This window comes from Enterobacter sp. UPMP701 (genome assembly GCF_053709515.1).
This window is the reverse complement of record NZ_JBSKJN010000001.1, coordinates 254,506-269,391: the sequence shown is the minus strand read 5'-3', so window position 1 is coordinate 269,391 and position 14,886 is coordinate 254,506. Positions and strand designations below refer to the sequence as shown.

Genomic DNA, 14,886 nt, shown 5'->3' with positions numbered 1-14,886 from the left:
CGTGCTTAGTCCAGACCCAGAACGCCGCGCAGCAGGGAGAGATCTTCCGCCAGGGTGGTAATCGGGCCTTTCAGCGCGTTACGGTCGGCATCGGTCAGCTTGTCGTAGGTTTCAAACCCGTCTTTGGTGCGATACTTCGCCAGGATGGTGTCGACCTTTTTAAAGTTGGCATCCACTTTTGCCAGCAGTTCGCCGTTCTCTTTTTGCAGCTGAGGACGCAGCAGATCGACAATCTTCTGCGCGCCGTCGACGTTGGCCTGGAAGTCCCACAGGTCGGTGTGGCTGTAACGATCTTCTTCACCACTGATTTTGCTCGCGGCCACTTCTTCAATCAGACCGGCCGCACCGCCCACTACTTTCGACGGCGGGAAGGCCAGCTCGCTGATGCGCTTTTGCAGCTCCAGCACGTCAGTATTCAGCTGCCCGGCGTATTTCTCCATCCCTTTGGTGGAGTTATTGCCAAACAGGGCTTTTTCCAGACGGTGGAAACCGGTGAATTTCGGATCGGCGGCCTTCTGCTCGTAGTCGTCTTCACGGGCATCAATGCTGCCATCAAGGTCAGAGAACAGCTCGGCAATCGGCTCGATGCGCTCGTAGTGCTGACGGGTTGGCGCGTACAGGGATTTCGCTTTTTTGATATCGCCCGCTTTCACCGCGTCAGTGAAGGCTTTGGTGCCCGCGACCAGGTCCGCCGTCTCTTTGGTCACGTAGGCTTTATAGGCGGTGATGGCCTCACCCAGGCTCAGCAGCGCGTCACCCTTCGCGGCATCCTTCGTGGCGTCGCCCTTGACGATCAGCTTACCTTTCGGATTGGTCAGCAGCCCGCAGGTCATGTCGTATTCACCCGGCTGCAGGTTGGCGGTCATCTTCTGGCTGAAGCCAGGGGCGATGTTTTCACGCTCTTCCACCACCATTACGCCTTTGAGGATCTCCCACTCCAGCGCCTTCTGGCTGTGGTTCTGAATAATAAACTGCGTTTTGCCGCTGTTCACCGTGATGGTCATCGGCTCGCACTGTTTATCGTTGACGGTGACTTTTACCTGCGGAATATCTGCCGCCTGAGCGGTGAAGGCAGAAGCGAACAGCGCGGCAATGCCTGCGCATAACGCACTACGACGGAACTGAATTGCCATGACTCTTCCCTTAAAAAGTATGTTGTAACTAAAAAGATAATTATGGCGCGACGCGCGACGCCTGCGAGCCGGTACGCGGCGGCATTACGAACAGCACCAGCGCCGGAACCAGATAGATAAAGTACATCGCCACTTCACTGACGCTCGGCGTTTCCTGGTAGCCGAAGATCCCTTCGAGCAGGGTGCCGGTCAGTGAATGGGTGGAGAGAACGTTGCTGAGATCGAACGCCACGTCCTGGAAGTGGTTCCACAGGCCCGCTTCGTGGAAGGCGCGGATCGCCCCAGCCGCCAGCCCGGCCGCCACCAGCAGAATAAACAGGCTGGTCCACTTGAAGAACGCGCCGAGGTTCAGACGAATGCCGCCCCAGTAGAGCAGAAAGCCCAGCACCACCGCGGTTCCCAGCCCGAGCATGGCGCCCAGCGGCGGCCAGATGCCCACGTCCTGCTGAAAAGCCGCCAGCAGGAAAAACACAGATTCCAGGCCTTCACGCGCCACGGCGAAAAAGACCATCATGATCAGCGCCCAGCCGTGATGGTTGCCTTTTTGCAGGGCGTTATCCACCGCCTGCTCCAGCTGCACCTTCACATTGCGGGAAACTTTGCGCATCCAGAAGACCATCCACGTCAGGATGAACACCGCAATCACGGCGACGATGCCTTCAAACAGCTCCTGCTCTTTCTGGGGGAATTCGCCGGTGGTTTCATTGATAAGAATACCCAGCCCCAGGCAGAGCGCCGCGGCAAGGAAGACGCCAACCCACATCACGCCGATCCAGCGCCCGCGCTGGGTTCGCTTCAGATAACTGGCGATAAGGCTGACAATCAGGGCCGCTTCAAGGCCTTCACGTAACATAATGAGAAATGGAACAAACATGCCGACACCTTAAATGTTTATCGCGGTCAACTGATGCAAAGAAAGGTAAATTCTTGTGATAGTGATTATCATTACGGCGAAAAGAAACACAAGCGAAATGTGTGATGTTTTGATGACGAGTTGTAACCGCATCGCAAGATAATAATTCCAGTCGTTACAATTACGTTTATAAGTTATAACGAAAATGCCCATTTACGGTTAATCAACGCTGTGGCTAAATGTCCGCCTCGAAAACCAACCGAAAATAAACCATGTTTAAGATTGTCCATTTCCTGCTGGCGCTGGTGATTATTCTTGCGCTTGCCTGGCTGGTGAGTTTCGACCGCCGAAAAATTCGCATTCGTTATGTTTTACAGCTGATTGTTATTGAAATTGCTCTGGCCTTCTTTTTCCTTCACGCAGAAAGCGGCCTGTTTATTATTAAATACGTCTCCGGCTTCTTTGAATCGCTGCTTAAATTCGCCTCTGAAGGGACAAATTTCGTCTTTGGCGGCATGGGTGATAAAGGGCTGGCGTTCATTTTCCTTGGCGTGCTGTGCCCGATTATTTTTATTTCCGCGCTGATTGGTATTCTCCAGCACTGGCGAATTCTGCCGATATTTATTCGGGTTATCGGGACGCTGCTGTCAAAACTGAACGGCATGGGCAAGCTGGAATCCTTTAATGCGGTAAGCTCGCTGATCCTTGGTCAGTCGGAAAACTTCATTGCCTACAAGGGCGTGCTGGGGGATCTCTCCTCTCGTCGTCTCTTCACCATGGCCGCAACCGCCATGTCGACGGTCTCCCTGTCGATTGTCGGGGCCTATATGACCATGCTGGACGCAAAATTTGTCGTCGCGGCGCTGATCCTGAACATGTTCAGCACCTTTATTATTCTCTCCGTCATTAACCCGGTACGCCCGGAAGCGGAGCCGGATATCAGGCTGGAAAAACTGCATGAATCCCAGAGCTTTTTCGAAATGCTGGGCGAGTATATTCTGGCCGGTTTTAAGGTGGCGATGATTATTCTGGCAATGCTGATTGGCTTTATCGCCCTTATTAGCGCCGTTAACGCCCTCTTCTCCAGCGTATTCGGCATGAGCTTTCAGCAGATTTTGGGCTATGTGTTTTATCCGCTGGCGTGGCTTATTGGTATTCCGCTGAGCGATGCCCTGAACGCGGGCAGCATTATGGCAACCAAGCTGGTAGCGAATGAATTTGTGGCGATGATTGAGCTGCAAAAGATTGCCCATCAGATGTCACCGCGCGGGCTGGGCATTTTGTCCGTCTTCCTGGTGTCGTTCGCGAACTTCGCCTCCATCGGCATCGTCGCCGGGGCGATTAAGGGCCTGAACGAGCAGCAGGGCAACGTGGTGTCGCGGTTTGGTTTGCGTCTGGTGTACGGCGCGACGCTGGTGAGCCTGCTGTCGGCGAGCTTTGCGGGGTTGGTGCTGTAAGTTTTGTGCGGTTAATGCCCGGCGGTGCTTCACTTGCATGGGCCTACGATACAACAACGGCGGGTTATCCCGCCGTTTTTATTAGAACTGCACGCACACCGGCTGGTCGACGCGCATCACCGACTCCTGCGCGAAGCGGGATTTATAAATTCCGCGTAACGCTTCGATGTTCTTCTCGCTCTGCGCATCTTTACCGTGGATCAGCATCAATGTCTTGCTGGGTTCGCGCGCCACTTTGCCATCGTTACCCAGCCACTGCCCACGCGCATCAAATACCGTTAAGCCATCGCGAAAGCGCGGCGTCACGTCCTGGTCGACAAACTGCTGCCACTCACTGCCGGTAATCTGCGCCCCGGCCGGACGATTCAAGCCGAAAAAGAGCGTGGTCTGCTGCATCTGGTTATCCGCTTTGCAGGTTTCTACCGGCGCGCGTTGCATCGGTGCATTACAGCCTGCCAGCAACACGAATGCCGCCGCCATCAACCCTGTTTTAATCATCATTTATTATTACTCACACTGGTGAACGGTCTGTTCCCTCTCCCCATCGGGGAGAGGGTTAGGGTGAGGGGAAAATTATTCTGCCTGAAGCTTCGTCGGCGGTGCAGTGTGGTAATGCGCGTCCGCTTCCGCAAAGCGTTTCTGCATAGACGCAGACGGCGCTTTACCCAGCAGGCTGAACACCACAATGCCGATGCTGCCGAAGATGAAGCCCGGAATGATTTCGTACAGGCCCAGCCACGCGAACTGTTTCCAGACGATAACGGTCACCGCACCGATGATCATGCCCGCCAGCGCGCCGTTACGGGTCATGCGTGACCACATGACGGAGAACAGGACTACTGGACCAAATGCCGCACCGAAGCCCGCCCACGCGTAGCTCACGAGACCCAACACGCGGTTATCCGGGTTGGCCGCCAGCGCAATGGCAATCAGCGCCACGCCCAGCACCATAAAGCGCCCTACCCACACCAGCTCTTTCTGGCTCGCGTTTTTACGCAGGAAGGCTTTGTAGAGGTCTTCGGTAATTGCACTGGAGCAAACCAGCAGCTGGCAGCTCAGGGTGGACATCACCGCCGCCAGGATCGCGGAGAGCAGGATACCGGCAATCCACGGGTTAAACAGAATTTGCGCCAGCTCGATGAACACGCGCTCGGCGTTCTGGTTCACCGCGCCCGCCTGCGCCGGGTTGTTGTTGAAGTACGCGATACCAAAGAAGCCGACCGCACACGCGCCCGCCAGACACAGGATCATCCACGTCATGCTGATGCGACGCGCGTGTACGATAGTGTGGTGAGAATCCGCCGCCATGAAGCGCGCCAGAATGTGCGGCTGACCGAAGTAGCCCAGGCCCCAGCCCATCAGGGAGACGATGGCCACGAAGTTCAGCCCTTTCAGCATGTCGACGTTTTCAATGCTCTTCTGCTTGATCACTTCCAGCGATTCGCCAAAGCCGCCTACGGTGAAAATCACAATCACCGGGGTCAGGATCAGGGCGAAAATCATCAGGCTCGCCTGCACGGTGTCGGTCCAGCTTACCGCCAGGAACCCGCCCACGAAGGTATAGAGAATGGTCGCCGCGGCACCGGCCCACAGGGCGGTTTCATAGCTCATGCCGAAGGTGCTTTCGAACAGGCGCGCACCGGCCACGATGCCAGAGGCACAGTAGATGGTGAAGAACAGCAGAATCACCACCGCGGAGATAATGCGCAGAATGCGGCTGTTATCTTCAAAGCGTCCGGTGAAGTAGTCCGGCAGCGTCAGGGCGTTGTTGTTGGCTTCGGTGTGCACGCGCAGACGGCCTGCCACCAGCTTCCAGTTGATCCACGCGCCCACGGTCAGGCCGATGGCGATCCAGCTTTCGGAAATACCGGAGATGAAAATTGCGCCCGGCAGGCCCATCAGCAGCCAGCCGCTCATGTCGGAGGCGCCCGCAGAGAGCGCGGTGACCATCGGGCCTAAGCTGCGGCCACCCAGAATGTAGTCGTCAAAGTTCTTTGTTGAACGCCATGCCAAAAACCCTATCAGGATCATGCCAAAAATATAAACGAGAAATGTCACCAGCATCGGTGTGCTAATAGCCATTCAAATTCTCCAAAATGTCGAGCGACAACCGTCCGGGTTGCCTTGTTATGTCATCACCGGAACGTAGTGATGTGTGTATGTGTTTCCGTTGGGCGCGCTATCCTGCCGTATACGCATCCCACTGACAAACGATTTAACACTGCATTTACATCAAATTCATCCCCGGTTTGATACGAGTTTCCTATAGGTTGCACTCGCTCACATTTATACGGGTTGCACCTTTGAAAAGTGTTAAGTACCGCATAAAACCAGGCTTCGCATGCAGAAGCCAGCGCTTTTTTCCAGCTAACCATTCGTTAACAATCCATTCATTTTCCAGCTTGCAAACCAGGTCACATTTAACACGGTTGCACAAAGTTGCAACATGGTGGATATTTCACGCTATCAACAGAACGCTATTACAGAACAACAGGAGTTTTGGCATGGGGATGACCACCATGGGGGTTAAGCTGGATGACGCGACCCGCGAACGGATTAAGACCGCAGCAACCCGCATTGACCGCACACCGCACTGGCTAATCAAGCAGGCCATTTTTAACTATCTGGAAAGGCTGGAGAGCGAAGACGGCCTGCCGGAACTGCCTGCCCTGCTGGCGGGTGCAGCGAACGAAAGCGAAGATACCGCGACGGCGGTGGAAGAGAACCACCAGCCGTTCCTCGAATTTGCCGAGCAGATCCTGCCGCAGTCCGTCAGCCGCGCCGCCATTACCGGCGCTTACCGCCGCGCCGAAACCGACGCCGTGCCAATGCTGCTGGAGCAGGCGCGCCTGCCGGAAGCCGTTGCCGCTCAGGCGCACAGCCTCGCGTATCAGCTCGCCGACAAGCTGCGTAACCAGAAAACCGCCAGCGGACGCGCCGGTATGGTGCAGGGTCTGCTGCAGGAGTTCTCCCTCTCCTCTCAGGAAGGCGTGGCGCTGATGTGCCTGGCGGAAGCACTGCTGCGTATTCCGGATAAAGCCACCCGCGACGCGCTGATCCGCGACAAGATCAGCAACGGCAACTGGCATTCCCACATTGGCCGCAGCCCGTCGCTGTTCGTCAACGCGGCCACCTGGGGTCTGCTCTTTACCGGCAAGCTGGTCTCCACCCATAACGAAGCCAACCTCTCCCGTTCCCTGAACCGCATCATCGGCAAGAGCGGCGAGCCGCTGATCCGCAAGGGCGTGGACATGGCGATGCGCCTGATGGGCGAGCAGTTCGTCACCGGCGAAACCATTGCCGAAGCGCTGGCGAACGCCCGCAAGCTGGAAGACAAAGGCTTCCGCTACTCCTACGACATGCTGGGTGAAGCGGCGCTGACCGCCGCCGACTCGCAGGCCTACATGGTCTCCTACCAGCAGGCGATCCACGCCATCGGTAAAGCGTCCAACGGTCGCGGTATTTATGAAGGGCCGGGCATCTCTATCAAGCTTTCCGCCCTGCACCCGCGCTACAGCCGTGCGCAGTACGACCGGGTGATGGAAGAACTCTACCCGCGCCTGAAGTCCCTGACCCTGCTGGCGCGCCAGTATGACATCGGCATTAATATCGACGCCGAAGAGGCCGACCGTCTGGAGATCTCCCTCGATCTGCTGGAAAAACTGTGCTTCGAGCCGGAGCTGGCAGGCTGGAACGGGATTGGTTTCGTTATCCAGGCCTACCAGAAGCGCTGCCCGTTCGTCATTGATTACCTGATTGACCTGGCAAGCCGCAGCCGCCGTCGCCTGATGATCCGTCTGGTGAAAGGCGCCTACTGGGATAGCGAAATCAAACGCGCCCAGATGGAAGGTCTGGAAGGCTATCCGGTCTATACCCGCAAGGTTTACACCGACGTCTCTTATCTCGCCTGTGCGAAAAAGCTGCTCGGCGTGCCGAACCTGATCTATCCGCAGTTCGCCACCCATAACGCCCACACCCTGGCGGCAATCTACAGCCTGGCCGGGCAGAACTACTATCCGGGCCAGTACGAGTTCCAGTGCCTGCACGGCATGGGTGAACCGCTGTACGAGCAGGTCACCGGTAAAGTGGCGGACGGCAAGCTGAACCGCCCGTGCCGCATCTATGCCCCGGTGGGAACCCACGAAACCCTGCTGGCATACCTGGTGCGTCGTCTGCTGGAAAACGGCGCAAACACCTCCTTCGTTAACCGCATCGCCGACACCACCCTGCCGCTGGACGAGCTGGTTGCCGATCCGGTGCAGGCCGTAGAGAAGATGGCGGTGCAGGAAGGCCAGATTGGCCTGCCGCATCCGAAGATTGCCCTGCCGCGCGAGCTGTATGGCGCAGGCCGCGTCAACTCGGCGGGTCTGGATCTCGCCAACGAACATCGTCTGGCATCGCTCTCCTCTGCCCTGCTCAACAGCGCATTGCAGAAATGGCAGGCGAAGCCGATCCTGGAACAGTCCGTTGCTGACGGCGAAATGCAGCCGGTCATTAACCCGGCAGAGCCAAAAGATATCGTCGGCTACGTGCGTGAAGCCACCGAAGCGGAAGTTGACCAGGCGCTGGACAGCGCGGTGAATAACGCGCCAATCTGGTTCGCCACGCCGCCGCAGGAGCGTGCCGCCATTCTGGAACGCGCCGCGGTGCTGATGGAAGATCAGATGCAGTCGCTCATCGGCATTCTGGTGCGCGAAGCGGGTAAAACCTTCAGCAACGCCATCGCCGAAGTGCGCGAGGCGGTCGACTTCCTGCACTACTACGCTGGTCAGGTGCGCGATGATTTCGATAATGAAACCCACCGCCCGCTCGGCCCGGTAGTGTGTATCAGCCCATGGAACTTCCCGCTGGCAATCTTCACCGGCCAGATTGCCGCAGCCCTTGCCGCAGGCAACAGCGTGCTGGCGAAACCGGCGGAGCAGACCCCGCTGATTGCCGCACAGGGCATCAACATTCTTCTGGAAGCTGGCGTGCCTGCGGGCGTGGTGCAGCTGCTGCCAGGGCGCGGTGAAACGGTCGGCGCGAAACTGACCTCCGATAACCGCGTGCGCGGCGTGATGTTTACCGGCTCGACCGAAGTGGCCTCCCTGCTGCAACGCAACATCGCCACCCGTCTGGATGCGCAGGGGCGTCCTACCCCGCTTATCGCCGAAACCGGTGGCATGAACGCCATGATCGTGGACTCCTCCGCGCTCACCGAGCAGGTGGTGGTTGACGTGCTGGCCTCCGCCTTCGACAGCGCAGGTCAGCGCTGCTCCGCCCTGCGCGTGCTGTGCCTGCAGGACGATGTGGCGGACCACACGCTGAAGATGCTGCGCGGCGCTATGGCGGAGTGCCGCATGGGCAACCCGGGCCGTCTCACCACCGACATCGGGCCAGTGATCGACGCGGAAGCCAAAGCCAACATTGAAAATCACATTCAGACCATGCGCGCCAAAGGTCGTCCGGTGTTCCAGGCGGTGCGCGAGAACAGCGAAGATGCCCGCGAGTGGCAGACCGGCACCTTCGTGCCGCCAACGCTGATTGAGCTGGCAAGCTTCGACGAGCTGAAAAAAGAGGTCTTCGGTCCGGTACTGCACGTGGTGCGCTACAACCGTAACAACCTCAACGAGTTGATCGACCAGATCAACGCCTCCGGCTACGGCCTGACGCTCGGCGTGCATACCCGTATCGACGAAACCATTGCGCAGGTCACTGGCACTGCCAAAGTCGGCAACCTGTACGTCAACCGCAACATGGTTGGCGCGGTTGTGGGCGTGCAGCCGTTCGGCGGCGAAGGCCTCTCCGGTACGGGTCCAAAAGCGGGCGGCCCGCTCTACCTGTACCGTCTGCTGGCAAACCGTCCGGAAAACGCCCTGGGCGTGACGCTGGCGCGTCAGGACGCACGCTATCCGGTAGATACGCAGGTGAAAACCGTGCTGACCCAGCCGCTGGAGGCGCTGATCGCCTGGGCGGAAAAACGTCCTGAGCTGCGTGCGGTTGCCCGGCAATATGGCGAGCTGGCGCAGGCCGGTACCCAGCGTCTGCTGCCGGGGCCAACCGGCGAGCGCAACACCTGGACGCTGATGCCGCGCGAGCGCGTGCTGTGCGTGGCGGATAACGAGCAGGACGCGCTGGTGCAGCTGGCCGCCGCGATGGCAACCGGTTGTGAAGTGCTGTGGCCGGAAGATGCGCTGCATCGCGACCTCGCCAAACAGCTGCCAAAAGCGGTCTCGGCCCGCATTCGCTTTGCGAAAGCCGATGCCCTGCTGACCCAGCCGTTTGACGCGGTGATCTACCACGGTGATTCCGACCAGCTGCGCGAACTGTGCGAGCAGGTGGCGGCCCGCAGCGGAGCGATTGTTTCGGTGCAGGGCTTTGCGCGCGGGGAAACCAACCTGCTGCTGGAGCGCCTGTACGTAGAGCGCTCGCTCAGCGTCAACACCGCGGCGGCGGGCGGTAACGCCAGCCTGATGACAATCGGCTAACGCTGTGCTAATAAGGCTCCTGAGACGGAGCCTTATTTTATTGAGGAGTATATGAAACGATATCTTATCGCCGGTGCGGCACTGCTGCTCAGCACCAGCGCGCTGGCCGACGAGTGCAACAACGCCACTACCCAGCTTGAACTGAACACCTGCAGCGCGCAGCAGTACCAGGCTGCCGATAAAAAGCTCAACCAGACCTATCAGGCCGCCATCAAGCGCGCGGCAGCCCCCCAGCGCGACCTGCTGAAAAAAGCGCAGCAGGCGTGGATTACCCTGCGCGACGCCGACTGCGCGTTTATCGGTTCAGGCACGGAAGGCGGAAGCGTCCAGCCAATGATTGTTAACCAGTGCCTGGCGGAAAAAACCGTGGAGCGCGAGGCGTTTCTGGCCTCGCTGATGCAGTGTGAAGAGGGCGACTTAAGCTGCCCTCTCCCGCCGGGCTGACGAGGCACGGAACTCTTCCCTCTCCCCTTTGGGGAGAGGGTTAGGGTGAGGGGGGAACTAGCGCACGCGGATCCCTTCAATAATCATCCGCTGCACGTTTTCGAGGGTGCTCTGGAAAAACGCCTCGTCCTGGAGCGTTTTTCCGGTCACCGCCTCGACCTGGGCCGCAAAGTCAGCGTAATGCTGGGTGGCGGCCCAAATCATAAAGATCAGGTGCTGCGGGTCGACCGGGGCCAGCTTACCGCTGGCAACCCACCCGGCGATAATCGCCGACTTATCGTCCACCAGCTGCTTTAAATCGCCCGTCAGCTCCGCCTGCAACAGCGGCGCGCCCTGCAGCATCTCAAGACAGAACAGCCTTGACGCCTGCGGGTAATCGCGCGACACCTCCAGCTTCAGGCGAATGTACTCCTCGATCGCCACCAGCGGGGCCAGCTCTTCGCGGAACGCCTTAAGCGGCGCCAGCCAGATATCGAGGATCTGCTGCATCACCGCCACATACAGCGCCTCCTTCGAGGGGTAGTAATAGAGAAGATTGGTTTTAGACACGCCAGACTGCTCCGCCACCTGCTCCAGGCGCGTGCCGTGAATGCCAAACTGTGAAAAGGTCTCCAGCGCCGCGCTGAGGATCGCCTGCTTCTTGGCACTCACCGCCTGCGAACGTTTACCTGGTGTTTTCACTGCGCCTTGTGTCATTCCCGCTCTCCTTATTCTGCGTTGCCAACAGCATAGCAAAACCCCCGTCTCGCCACGACCTTCTGCACTCCCATCGCGCATGAGTGCCTGTTTTCTGTGCAAAGTTTTTGACCAGTTAGTCCACATTTAGACGCATCAATTCGCCAACCAATGATTAACACATTAATAACACAGCCATTTTCAAAACTGGCATTGCCTTTGCAAAACCACCGTTACACCTGCGACGTAATGAAGAGAGGTTCGTGATGAAAATTGGCGTATTTGTACCCATCGGCAACAACGGCTGGCTTATCTCGACCACTGCACCGCAATACATGCCGACCTTTGAGCTGAATAAAGCCATCGTGCAGAAAGCGGAGCACTACCATTTCGACTTTGCGCTTTCGATGATCAAGCTGCGCGGCTTCGGCGGCAAAACCGAATTCTGGGACCACAATCTGGAGTCCTTCACCCTGATGGCCGGGCTGGCCGCGGTGACGTCCCGCATCCAAATCTACGCCACCGCCGCCACCCTTACCCTGCCGCCGGCGATCGTGGCGCGCATGGCGTCCACCATCGACTCCATCTCCGGCGGGCGCTTTGGCGTCAACCTGGTCACCGGCTGGCAAAAACCGGAGTACGAGCAGATGGGGCTCTGGCCGGGTGACGATTACTTCTCCCGTCGCTATGACTACCTGACCGAATACGTGCAGGTCCTGCGCGACCTGTGGGGCACCGGCAAAAGCGATTTCAAAGGTGACTTCTTCACCATGAACGACTGCCGCGTCAGCCCGCAGCCGTCGGTGCCAATGAAGGTAATTTGCGCCGGGCAGAGCGACGCGGGGATGGAATTCTCCGCCAAATACGCGGATTTCAACTTCTGCTTCGGCAAAGGCGTGAACACGCCTGCCGCCTTCGCCCCGACCGCCGCGCGGATGAAAGAGGCCGCCGACAAAACCGGGCGCGACGTGGGCTCCTACGTGCTGTTTATGGTCATTGCCGACGAAACCGACGACGCCGCGCGCGCCAGATGGGAGCGCTATAAGGACGGCGCCGACGACGAGGCCCTGAGCTGGCTGACCGAGCAGAGCCAGAAAGACACCCGTTCCGGCGCGGACACCAATGTGCGCCAGATGGCCGACCCGACCTCCGCCGTCAATATCAACATGGGCACGCTGGTTGGCTCGTATGCCAGCGTCGCCAGAATGCTGGACGAAGTGGCCGCCGTGCCCGGCGCGGAGGGCGTCCTGCTGACCTTCGATGATTTCCTCACCGGCGTGGAGACCTTCGGCGAGCGCATCCAGCCGCTGATGCAGTGCCGCGCTCACATCCCTGCCGTCACGAAGGAGGTGGCGTAATGACGACCCTTAACGCACGCCCGGAAGCTATCACCTTCGCGCCAGAGCAGAGCGCGCTGATCGTAGTGGACATGCAAAACGCCTACGCCAGCAAGGGGGGCTATCTGGATCTGGCGGGCTTCGATGTTTCCGCCACTAAACCGGTGATCGAGAACATCAAAACCGCCGTCGATGCCGCGCGCGAAGCGGGGATGGTCATCATCTGGTTCCAGAATGGCTGGGATGACCAGTACGTCGAGGCCGGTGGCCCCGGCTCGCCCAATTTTCACAAGTCCAACGCCCTGAAAACCATGCGTAAGAACCCAGACCTGCAGGGCAAGCTGCTGGCAAAGGGCGGCTGGGATTATCAGCTGGTGGACGAACTGGTACCGCAGGCGGGCGATATCGTCCTGCCGAAACCGCGCTACAGCGGCTTTTTCAACACGCCGCTCGACAGCCTGCTGCGCAGCCGGGGCATTCGCCATCTGGTGTTCACCGGGATAGCCACCAACGTCTGCGTGGAGTCCACCCTGCGCGACGGCTTTTTCCTCGAGTATTTTGGCGTGGTGCTGGAAGACGCGACCCATCAGGCCGGGCCGGAGTTCGCCCAGAAAGCGGCCCTGTTCAATATCGAAACCTTTTTTGGCTGGGTCAGTAACGTTGCCGATTTCTGCGACGCCCTGACTCCCCCACTCGCCCGTATCGCCTGAGGAGACGCCTGATGCCGAAATCCGTGATTATTCCGCCGGGCACCAGCACGCCGATTGCCCCATTTGTTCCCGGCACCCTCGCCGACGGCGTGGTGTATGTCTCCGGCACGCTGCCGTTTGATAAAGACAACAACGTGGTGTTTATCAACGACCCAAAGGCGCAAACCCGCCACGTGCTGGAGACGATCAAAACCGTGATCGAAACGGCGGGTGGCACCATGGAGGACGTGACCTTCAACAGCATCTTTATCACCGACTGGAAAAACTACGCCGCGATTAACGAGATCTACGCCGAGTTCTTCCCCGGCGATAAACCGGCGCGGTTCTGCATTCAGTGCGGGCTGGTAAAACCGGACGCGCTGGTTGAGATCGCCACCGTTGCGCACATCGCGAAGTGAGGCAGCCATGAAACTTTCCGTCTCGCCGCCCCCGTTCGAGGGCGCGCCCGTGGTGGTACTGATTGCCGGACTCGGGGGCTGCGGCAGCTACTGGCTGCCCCAGCTGGCCGCGCTGGAGCCGGAGTATCAGGTGGTGTGCTATGACCAGCGGGGAACGGGCAACAACCCGGACGCCCTGCCTGAAGGGTACAGCCTTGCGCAGATGGCGGACGAGCTGGCCCGGGCGCTGGCTGATGCCGGAATTGCCCGCTACAGCGTCGTAGGTCACGCGCTGGGGGCGCTGGTCGGCCTGCAGCTGGCGCTCGACAGGCCTGATTCACTCACCGCGCTGGTGTGCGTCAACGGCTGGCTAACCCTCAATGCCCACACCCGCCGCTGTTTTGACGTTCGCGAACGCCTGCTGCACGCCGGCGGCGCGCAGGCGTGGGTCGAGGCGCAGCCGCTGTTTCTCTACCCGGCAGACTGGATGGCCGCCCGCGCGCCGCGTCTGGAGGCCGAAGAGGCGCTGGCGCTGGCCCACTTCCAGGGCAAAAGCAACCTGCTGCGCAGGCTCAACGCCCTGAAAAAAGCCGACTTCAGCCGCCAGGCCGCACGCATTCGCTGCCCGGTTCACATCATCTGTTCTGCTGACGACATGCTGGTGCCGTCCGTCTGTTCCGCAGAACTGCAGGCCGCCCTCCCGCACGCCCACAAAACGGTCATACGCCAGGGCGGACATGCCTGCAACGTCACCGGGCCAGACGTCTTTAACACCCTGCTGCTGAACGGGCTCGCCAGCCTGCTGCACAGCCATGAAACCGCTTTATAAGGAGCTTTAATGAGCGAAGCCATTACGCCCGCCGCGCTGGAAACGCTGTTTACCGACGCCCGCACCCACAACGGCTGGCTGGATATGCCGGTCAGCGACGAGACGCTGCGCGAGATTTATGACCTGATGAAATGGGGGCCGACGTCCGCCAACTGCTCTCCGGCGCGGATTGTGTTTGTGCGAAGCGCCGAGGGAAAAGAGAAGCTGCGCCCGGCGCTCTCCAGCGGCAACCTTGAGAAAACGCTCACCGCCCCGGTCACGGCGATTGTCGCCTGGGACAGCGAGTTTTATGAGCGTCTGCCTGAGCTGTTCCCGCACGGCGATGCCAGAAGCTGGTTTACCGCAAGCCACGCGCTGGCGGAAGAGACCGCCTTTCGCAACAGCTCAATGCAGGCCGCGTACCTCATTTTCGCCTGTCGCGCCCTGGGGCTGGACACCGGCCCGATGTCTGGCTTTGACCGGCAAAAGGTCGACGAGGCCTTTTTCACCGGCACCACGCTTAAAAGCAATCTGCTGATCAACATGGGCTACGGCGATACGACCAAACTGTACGGACGCCTGCCGCGCCTGGCCTTTGACGATGCCTGCGGGCTGGCGTAAGGAG

At 59.2% G+C, this 14,886-nt stretch carries 13 protein-coding genes; 8 read left to right on the top strand and 5 right to left on the bottom strand.

Features of this window, described 5'->3' with window-relative positions; all coding sequences use genetic code 11:
• Nucleotides 1–5: 5 nt before the first annotated feature.
• Both efeO and efeU read right to left on the bottom strand, forming a co-directional pair.
• Nucleotides 6–1,133 (bottom strand): iron uptake system protein EfeO, encoded by a 1,128-nt coding sequence (efeO, locus tag ACWKXT_RS01245; RefSeq protein ID WP_454531481.1) that lies wholly within the window; start codon nt 1,131–1,133, stop codon nt 6–8.
• 40 nt (nt 1,134–1,173) lie between these two features.
• Complete coding sequence (efeU, locus tag ACWKXT_RS01240; RefSeq protein ID WP_454527262.1) at nt 1,174–2,007, bottom strand: iron uptake transporter permease EfeU; 834 nt, start codon at nt 2,005–2,007, stop codon at nt 1,174–1,176.
• Between the two features lie 251 nt (nt 2,008–2,258).
• Between efeU and ACWKXT_RS01235 the strand changes: the two genes are divergently transcribed.
• Complete coding sequence (locus ACWKXT_RS01235; protein WP_454531480.1) at nt 2,259–3,443, top strand: NupC/NupG family nucleoside CNT transporter; 1,185 nt, start codon at nt 2,259–2,261, stop codon at nt 3,441–3,443.
• An 81-nt stretch (nt 3,444–3,524) separates the two neighbouring features.
• On the opposite strand, the gene ACWKXT_RS01230 is transcribed toward ACWKXT_RS01235, so the two are convergent.
• Together ACWKXT_RS01230 and putP are read right to left on the bottom strand one after the other, a co-directional pair.
• Nucleotides 3,525–3,944: a DUF3574 domain-containing protein gene (locus ACWKXT_RS01230; RefSeq protein ID WP_454531479.1), complete on the bottom strand. Its 420-nt coding sequence runs from the start codon at nt 3,942–3,944 to the stop codon at nt 3,525–3,527.
• Between the two features lie 72 nt (nt 3,945–4,016).
• Complete coding sequence (gene putP, locus ACWKXT_RS01225) at nt 4,017–5,525, bottom strand: sodium/proline symporter PutP (RefSeq protein ID WP_454531478.1); 1,509 nt, start codon at nt 5,523–5,525, stop codon at nt 4,017–4,019.
• Nucleotides 5,526–5,947: 422 nt separating this feature from the next.
• On the opposite strand from putP, the gene putA reads away from it, so the two are divergent.
• Nucleotides 5,948–9,910: a trifunctional transcriptional regulator/proline dehydrogenase/L-glutamate gamma-semialdehyde dehydrogenase gene (gene putA, locus ACWKXT_RS01220; protein ID WP_454531477.1), complete on the top strand. Its 3,963-nt coding sequence runs from the start codon at nt 5,948–5,950 to the stop codon at nt 9,908–9,910.
• A gap of 51 nt (nt 9,911–9,961) precedes the next feature.
• Nucleotides 9,962–10,354: a lysozyme inhibitor LprI family protein gene (locus ACWKXT_RS01215; protein WP_454527267.1), complete on the top strand. Its 393-nt coding sequence runs from the start codon at nt 9,962–9,964 to the stop codon at nt 10,352–10,354.
• 57 nt (nt 10,355–10,411) lie between these two features.
• On the opposite strand, the gene rutR is transcribed toward ACWKXT_RS01215, so the two are convergent.
• A complete protein-coding gene (gene rutR, locus ACWKXT_RS01210) occupies nt 10,412–11,050 on the bottom strand; it encodes an HTH-type transcriptional regulator RutR (RefSeq protein WP_028012659.1) in 639 nt (212 codons plus the stop codon).
• Between the two features lie 245 nt (nt 11,051–11,295).
• On the opposite strand from rutR, the gene rutA reads away from it, so the two are divergent.
• Genes rutA through ACWKXT_RS01185 form a run of 5 tightly spaced genes read left to right on the top strand, consistent with a single transcriptional unit; the run spans nt 11,296 to nt 14,882 of the window.
• On the top strand, nt 11,296–12,387 hold the full coding sequence (gene rutA / locus ACWKXT_RS01205) for a pyrimidine utilization protein A (protein ID WP_454531476.1): 1,092 nt from the start codon (nt 11,296–11,298) through the stop codon (nt 12,385–12,387).
• Entirely contained in the window at nt 12,387–13,076 is a 690-nt protein-coding gene (gene rutB, locus ACWKXT_RS01200; RefSeq protein WP_454531475.1) for a pyrimidine utilization protein B, read from the top strand. The genes rutA and rutB overlap by 1 nt, the downstream gene beginning before the upstream one ends.
• Nucleotides 13,077–13,087: 11 nt before the next feature.
• A complete protein-coding gene (gene rutC, locus ACWKXT_RS01195) occupies nt 13,088–13,474 on the top strand; it encodes a pyrimidine utilization protein C (RefSeq protein ID WP_008499822.1) in 387 nt (128 codons plus the stop codon).
• A 7-nt stretch (nt 13,475–13,481) separates the two neighbouring features.
• Complete coding sequence (gene rutD, locus ACWKXT_RS01190) at nt 13,482–14,282, top strand: pyrimidine utilization protein D (protein WP_454531474.1); 801 nt, start codon at nt 13,482–13,484, stop codon at nt 14,280–14,282.
• Nucleotides 14,283–14,291: 9 nt separating this feature from the next.
• The gene (locus ACWKXT_RS01185; protein ID WP_454531473.1) at nt 14,292–14,882 is read left to right on the top strand and encodes a malonic semialdehyde reductase; all 591 of its coding nucleotides are present in this window, start codon (nt 14,292–14,294) and stop codon (nt 14,880–14,882) included.
• Nucleotides 14,883–14,886 lie beyond the last annotated feature (4 nt).

What these genes read in the sequence shown, in the direction of transcription:
- efeO (WP_454531481.1), bottom strand. Translation starts at nt 1,133, where the DNA reads ATGGCAATTCAGTTCCGTCGTAGTGCGTTATGCGCAGGCATTGCCGCG.
- efeU (WP_454527262.1), bottom strand. Translation starts at nt 2,007, where the DNA reads ATGTTTGTTCCATTTCTCATTATGTTACGTGAAGGCCTTGAAGCGGCC.
- ACWKXT_RS01235 (WP_454531480.1), top strand. Translation starts at nt 2,259, where the DNA reads ATGTTTAAGATTGTCCATTTCCTGCTGGCGCTGGTGATTATTCTTGCG.
- ACWKXT_RS01230 (WP_454531479.1), bottom strand. Translation starts at nt 3,944, where the DNA reads ATGATGATTAAAACAGGGTTGATGGCGGCGGCATTCGTGTTGCTGGCA.
- putP (WP_454531478.1), bottom strand. Translation starts at nt 5,525, where the DNA reads ATGGCTATTAGCACACCGATGCTGGTGACATTTCTCGTTTATATTTTT.
- putA (WP_454531477.1), top strand. Translation starts at nt 5,948, where the DNA reads ATGGGGATGACCACCATGGGGGTTAAGCTGGATGACGCGACCCGCGAA.
- ACWKXT_RS01215 (WP_454527267.1), top strand. Translation starts at nt 9,962, where the DNA reads ATGAAACGATATCTTATCGCCGGTGCGGCACTGCTGCTCAGCACCAGC.
- rutR (WP_028012659.1), bottom strand. Translation starts at nt 11,050, where the DNA reads ATGACACAAGGCGCAGTGAAAACACCAGGTAAACGTTCGCAGGCGGTG.
- rutA (WP_454531476.1), top strand. Translation starts at nt 11,296, where the DNA reads ATGAAAATTGGCGTATTTGTACCCATCGGCAACAACGGCTGGCTTATC.
- rutB (WP_454531475.1), top strand. Translation starts at nt 12,387, where the DNA reads ATGACGACCCTTAACGCACGCCCGGAAGCTATCACCTTCGCGCCAGAG.
- rutC (WP_008499822.1), top strand. Translation starts at nt 13,088, where the DNA reads ATGCCGAAATCCGTGATTATTCCGCCGGGCACCAGCACGCCGATTGCC.
- rutD (WP_454531474.1), top strand. Translation starts at nt 13,482, where the DNA reads ATGAAACTTTCCGTCTCGCCGCCCCCGTTCGAGGGCGCGCCCGTGGTG.
- ACWKXT_RS01185 (WP_454531473.1), top strand. Translation starts at nt 14,292, where the DNA reads ATGAGCGAAGCCATTACGCCCGCCGCGCTGGAAACGCTGTTTACCGAC.